Source organism: Xanthomarina gelatinilytica (genome assembly GCF_000348685.1).
Taxonomy (GTDB): Bacteria; Bacteroidota; Bacteroidia; order Flavobacteriales; family Flavobacteriaceae; genus Xanthomarina; species Xanthomarina gelatinilytica.
The window spans coordinates 119,841-125,840 of the sequence record NZ_ANLA01000019.1 but is presented as its reverse complement, the minus strand read 5'-3'; the positions used below and the strand labels follow the sequence as shown (position 1 = coordinate 125,840).

The window sequence follows — 6,000 nt, the reverse complement described above, 5'->3', positions numbered from 1 at the left end:
TAAATTAGAATTTATAACTGTCCTATTTTTGGGGAAGCCTACAATGTGATTTTCAATCAGACCTTCCGATTGTAGTAATCCAAAATTTGAATGATAGCCTTTATAATTCCCATTTTCAAAAACCCTACTAATCATTGAATCTGATTTGTATTCAACAGTTCTAATTAGTTTATCTTGTGTATTAAAGTATTTAAGAATACGATTAGGAAAGCTATCAATAACTTTTAATTCAGCGTATCTGTTTCCATTTGGAAAGAAATAGGTCGAATGTGATTTCGGAAGTTTTATTTCCAATTCAGGATTTATTTTTTGCCATTTTCCAGCTTTACCATCTTCTTGGTAAAACACATAGTTTTCATTCCTGTATTTTTCATTGGAAATATCATCTTTACAAGAACTAAAGATTATAAATAGAAGTAGTAAATATTGTATTTTCAATTCAGCAGATTGGTTTGGTTAAATTACACACAACGGTTAGTATAAAAAAGTAGCGGGATTAGAAGCACTTCACTTTCGGTTTGGCGATATGTTTGTTAATGTTCATTTACTTTAAGTTTAGCACCAAAACCCGCATTACGCTTAGCATTGTTGGGTATAGGTTTTTATGATTTTACTAATTTCTTTATTGTTTGAGATTTATCTGTTTTTATTCTTAAAAAATAGAATCCAGAATTTAAATCACTTACATTATATCTTTCAGATTCGGTGAACTCTTTGACTAATTTTCCTGAAATATTGTATATTCTTATCGATTCTATATTTACATTACTCGATTTTTCTACTTTAAAATAATCATTCGTTGGATTTGGGTAAATAGCTAGTCTATTATCAAAAGAAAAATTATCTATACTTAACGCTTCCATTATTTCGGTAAATACTATATTTGTTATAATTGGCGGATTGTAATCGAAATATATATTTGCATTACCACTCATTATATCTCCTATTTGAACAGTAGATTTTGGTTTAATTTTATAAGCTATATAACCATGACTATTTGGTTCATCTGCAGCTTCAAATGGTAAGTTTATGTTATCAAACAAAAACTCTACTTCATTACCATTGGTAATTTTTACAACATGACTATGGCTTGCATCTGTTATTGTTAGAGTATTCCAATCTAATTCTGTATCTAATACATCTTCAATTCTAACAAAAGTGGCATTTGCATTTCCAGTATTTTGAAATCTGATAATATAATCTAAAAATTCATCTGTTTCATCAAGAGTTATAGTTAAGCCTTGCAGAACTCTTTTGTCATTAGGGTCAAAGGCATTTACAACAATTTGGTCTAATTCATATAAGTTGTCATTTGGTGTAAAATCATTTGGGTTTGGTGTTACTATTGCGGTAAAGCTTAAAATATCGTCTGTATTTACAATTGGTGGTGTAAAATTTTGCATTGTAATATCAATCTCAATGCTCTCAAATGGTTGGATAGTTCCTAAACTAAAGTTTAAACTATTTGTTGTTGTGCTTGTTTCATTAGGAATAGCTGACACATATGATTGTTTTGTATTATCAAAAGTAAACTCAGCTGAAATACCATTAATAATTTCTGTACCAATATTTTTTATTACCAATTTATAATGAGACTGAAAACCTGGTCTAGCCTGATTTATTGGTAAAATAGTAATATTTAAATCCTCTACGATTTGATTTGCTGTTAAACAAAAATCAACTTGTTCTGTGGACATTGTCGAAAAATCAACGGATTCACTTTGAGGTGTTGCAGTAAAATAATTGGGTAAATTGGAAATATAAACAGTTTGATTTCCTGTATGAACAGGTATCTCATAATTACCGTTGATTACAATACTAGAAACATCAAACATATTTAAATCTTCGGCCTTAACTAGTAAATTTGTTGCTTCAATATCTAAAATATTACATCCATCATTATTTAAATCGTAATATACAGAACCGACGATGGTGTTACAATTAGCTGAACCACTATCTCCAGAAAAATACCAGCCTTTGTTGTATTGCAAATAATTGTGAGCATTAAAATTACAATATTCAAGACCATGCACACCAAGACTTATATTGTTTATATCTGTTGAAGCTAATTTTAATAATAATTTATCATAATGATAAATACTTAAATTTGAGTAGGATAACATATCACCCCAACCATAAGAATAACTGAGGCTAGAAAAATCCCAAGATGACAAATCTTGATCAAAACTTGTTGCATTTTTAAACATTTCATACATGTAATTAACATTTGAAGTGTTCCAATTATCTAATGGCTGATTAAAACTAGATGCACCAAAAAACATGCTCCATAAAGTTGTTACATTGGATATATTCCAACTATTTAAGGGTTTATTATAATTTGAAGCATATGCAAACATACTACTCATATTAGTGACGCTTGAAACATCCCAAATATCTATAGACTGATTGTAACTTGAAGCTTGATAAAATAACCGTGTCATGTTGGTTACATTAGAAACATCCCAACTATCGATGGGTTGGTTAAAGGATGTTGCGCCTTGAAAAACACTGACTAATTCTGTTAAACTAGATGTATTCCAATTACCAATAGGTTGATTAAACGAAGTTGCCTCAAAAAACATCTCATTTATATTAGAAACATTAGAGATATCCCAACTATTTAAAGATTGATTATAATTAGAACAACCTGAAAACATATATGACATATCTGTGGCATTAGACACATTCCAATTATCTAAGGATTGATTGAAATTTGATGCATTTGCAAACATTTCATACATATAATTAACGTTTGAAGTATTCCAATTATCTAATGGCTGATTAAAACTAGTACATCCCCTAAACATTCCGCCCATATTAGTGACATTAGAAACATCCCAATTATTAATATTTTGATTGAAATTTACACATCCATCAAACATAAATGAAGTATCGGTTACTTGACTTAAATCAGGAGCATCTGTAGCGTTAATAACTAAGTTTGAGCAATTACCAAACATACTTGCCGTAGAATTCCAAACAATATCTCCCCATTGTTCCACACTTAATACATTCTCTTTTGTGTATTCGTTTAAATTTAATTCAGGAAATATGCCTGAAATACTAATGTTGTATATGCCTGTTTGAGAGTATGAATGTTGTAGAGACTGAGTTTGATTATTTAAAATTGTTCCATCTCCGAAGTCAATGGTAAAATTATAATTTGGACTATAAGAGTATACAACTAAAACAAAATCAGAATTATCAATTGTTGCTTCCCATGTCAATATAAAGGGTTCTTGCGCTCTAATACTAATAGTCATTAAAAAAAATATAAAAAATAAGGTTTTTTTCATCATATTGTTTTTGAATTCGGTCTTTACTAGGTCAAACTTATGCCCAACTCATTATATCATCTCAAATATAATTATATAACGGATATAATTTCCAGATAACAACAGGTTTTATTGCTTTTATCCTTTGCTTTATGTTTCAAACCTAGCTATTTTTAAGCAGCTTTGCAATACGTGGCTCTAGGTATGTTTTATTGTTCCTGCCCTTTTGTTTGCGGGTTTGTTTTGTAAAGAAATGCAAACTTTTGCTGGCAACCTTAAGGCTTTCCGTAAAACCCATTAAAAATGTTTCTTCGCTCCACACCTATTTCAGTAAATAGATGCCAATAATAACAAAACATCTTAAAAACAAATCAAATGTAGTACATTACTTACACAAAAACGCACCTCAAACCTAATTTTCCATAGGGTCTCCTTCGGGTCTAGTTCGGGTTTCCTTCGGGTTTACTTCGGGTGAGTTCGGGTCTAGTTCGGGTGTATAAACTTACTTCGGTACTGTTTTTTTTACCATAAATAAAATTTATGGTAAGCCTTCCTCTCCAGAAAACAAGCCAATTTTGTTATTAAAACACTGCAAAGTCTTGTCCTGTATGGCTGGTATATGGCTTAAGTATAGCTCAAGTATGGAGAGTGTATGGAGAGTGTATGAAACCTGTACAATCAATTTAGGTTCAAATAGTAGTATTGTATCACAAGGTCAGGATGTATCTAATAACCTATAAAGCTATTTTAGTACAGGTCATTTTTCTATACACAGCTTAAATAATGGCCACTTTTTTTTGGACATTAAGAAAAAAAAAGTAACTTAATCTTTCAAAATCCACTTCATTAGGTCAATACAGGTTATGCCTGTTTGCAACCGCTCTAAACCCTTATAAATAAAGACCTGCTTAGGGGTTCACCCGTAGATACTCCATAGTTACTCCGTACATAGTCCTTAGATGGTCCGTACATAGTCCGTATGGCAGCTAGCTATTTTTTTTTTTCACAAAACAACCAAAAGAAAATCTGTTCTTTTATAAGGCACTCCCTAGGTTAGTTGCCTTTGTTAAACAATTCCAAAACTAAAACATCTTACTATTGGCACTAATCGTAAACAAAGACCATAAAAAACCAAAAAATATCCCTATCACATGGTTTTATAATTATTTAGCTTATTTAGTAAAACGCTGTGTGGAAAAAACAGAGGTTTGCTTAAAACAAAAGATAACAAGAAAGCAATGATGTATCGCTATTATAATTCTATTGCAGGATTGAAATTGATAGGTAATTACCAACCATTTTTTGATTTTTCAACCTGAATGGCATCTAACAAATCGTTCTTTCCGTCCCAATGGCCCTCTACACGAAGCAATAAAGACTCTGCTTTCTCTAAATAGGCTTTAGATGCCTCTTTGTTTGTTGGGAATGTTAATTCGTATAAGGAGAGATAAAACTCGTAATATTTGGGGTAATAACTTACTCCTAATTTATACACTTCAACAGCATAGGCTTCCAGTTGATTGTTCCAATAACGTGAGGCTATCCCATTGATATCTGCAATTTCAGGCGGATAAGCATAGAGGCCAATAGTTGAAGCTTGTTGCAAATGCTCCAGCTCTTGAGCCAAACTTTGGGGTTGGGAAGTAAGGGTATAACTGTCATCTACCTTTGCGATGTGATTATATCTGCTTCTGAAACTTTCAAAAACAGCTGTTAATAATGTGGGGGTTGCAACTATAGGCACTGCATTATGGGCCGAATAATTGGCTTCAAAGACTTGGATGGAGTTGAAAAAGCCTGGATAATCCCTCTTTAATTGTTCGTAATTTTTCCGGTGATAATAATCTTTACTGTTGGCAATACCACCAATACTTATTGAAATGCCTTTTCTAACTGAAGGGTCCTGTTCAATAAAACCTTTTACAAGAAGGTTCATTTCGTCAAAGGGCGTATTGGCTATAACCCCAGCATAATACTCTGGATGCCTGTAATAAGAATACAAAGCGAATGATGCTGAAAAGGAATGACCTATAATAAGTTTAAAATCATTTGGATGGTATTTTTGTAATATGGGATCCAATTCCTTGGTAATAAATGCATCCAAAGGCAGTTCAGTGTGTAAATCCACGATGCCACACTCTATATTTCTTTGATTTAGTGGGATTACAACTACTATGGCTTGTGGAATCTCTTTAGTGTATTGTAGATATTGTATGTCTGAAAGCAAGGGGTCCACAAACCATTCATGCTGTCCGTCAAGCAAATAAATAACTGGCAGCTTAACAGCCTCCGATTTGTATTTGTAAAATTTTGGTTTGTGAACATATACTGTTCGCTCTTGGTTAAAAGCTTGGGAATATAGTTTTAAAGTATCCAATTCCTGCCCATAACTTAAGCTTATGCTTAGCAGAAAAGCCATGAAAGCCATAGTCTGTTTCATATTCATATAAGGGTGTTTTATTTCCTTCAAAAAAAACTAAAAAAATAAGACGCTTAGAGGTTTTGTAATTCCAGAGCTTGCTTAACAAAATGTCTAGATAAATCCAAATAGCATGTTCATGCCACTAATGTAGTAAAAAAACAACATCCTGTTGATTTAAAGGCCATAACATTTAGGTTAGACCATCTAACTTAAGCTGTGGAATTATTTAAGGATGAAACAAATAGAAACAAGCGTCGGTCGTGTTCTTTGTTCTTGTATCCTAATCTTAAATGTGTCTGGTGT

The 6,000-nt window shown here is 32.0% G+C and carries 3 protein-coding genes; all 3 read right to left on the bottom strand.

The features are described 5' to 3' along the window. The coding region (locus tag D778_RS11990) for a hypothetical protein (RefSeq protein WP_040492371.1) at positions 1 to 438 on the bottom strand (438 nt) is incomplete at its 3' end. A gap of 164 nt (positions 439 to 602) precedes the next feature. Further along, positions 603 to 3,296 (bottom strand): BspA family leucine-rich repeat surface protein, encoded by a 2,694-nt coding sequence (locus D778_RS14250; RefSeq protein ID WP_007651081.1) that lies wholly within the window; start codon positions 3,294 to 3,296, stop codon positions 603 to 605. A 1,267-nt stretch (positions 3,297 to 4,563) separates the two neighbouring features. Then, positions 4,564 to 5,721 carry an alpha/beta hydrolase-fold protein gene (locus tag D778_RS11980; protein WP_007651074.1) on the bottom strand — a complete coding sequence of 386 codons (1,158 nt, stop codon included), beginning with the start codon at positions 5,719 to 5,721 and terminating at the stop codon, positions 4,564 to 4,566. Positions 5,722 to 6,000 lie beyond the last annotated feature (279 nt).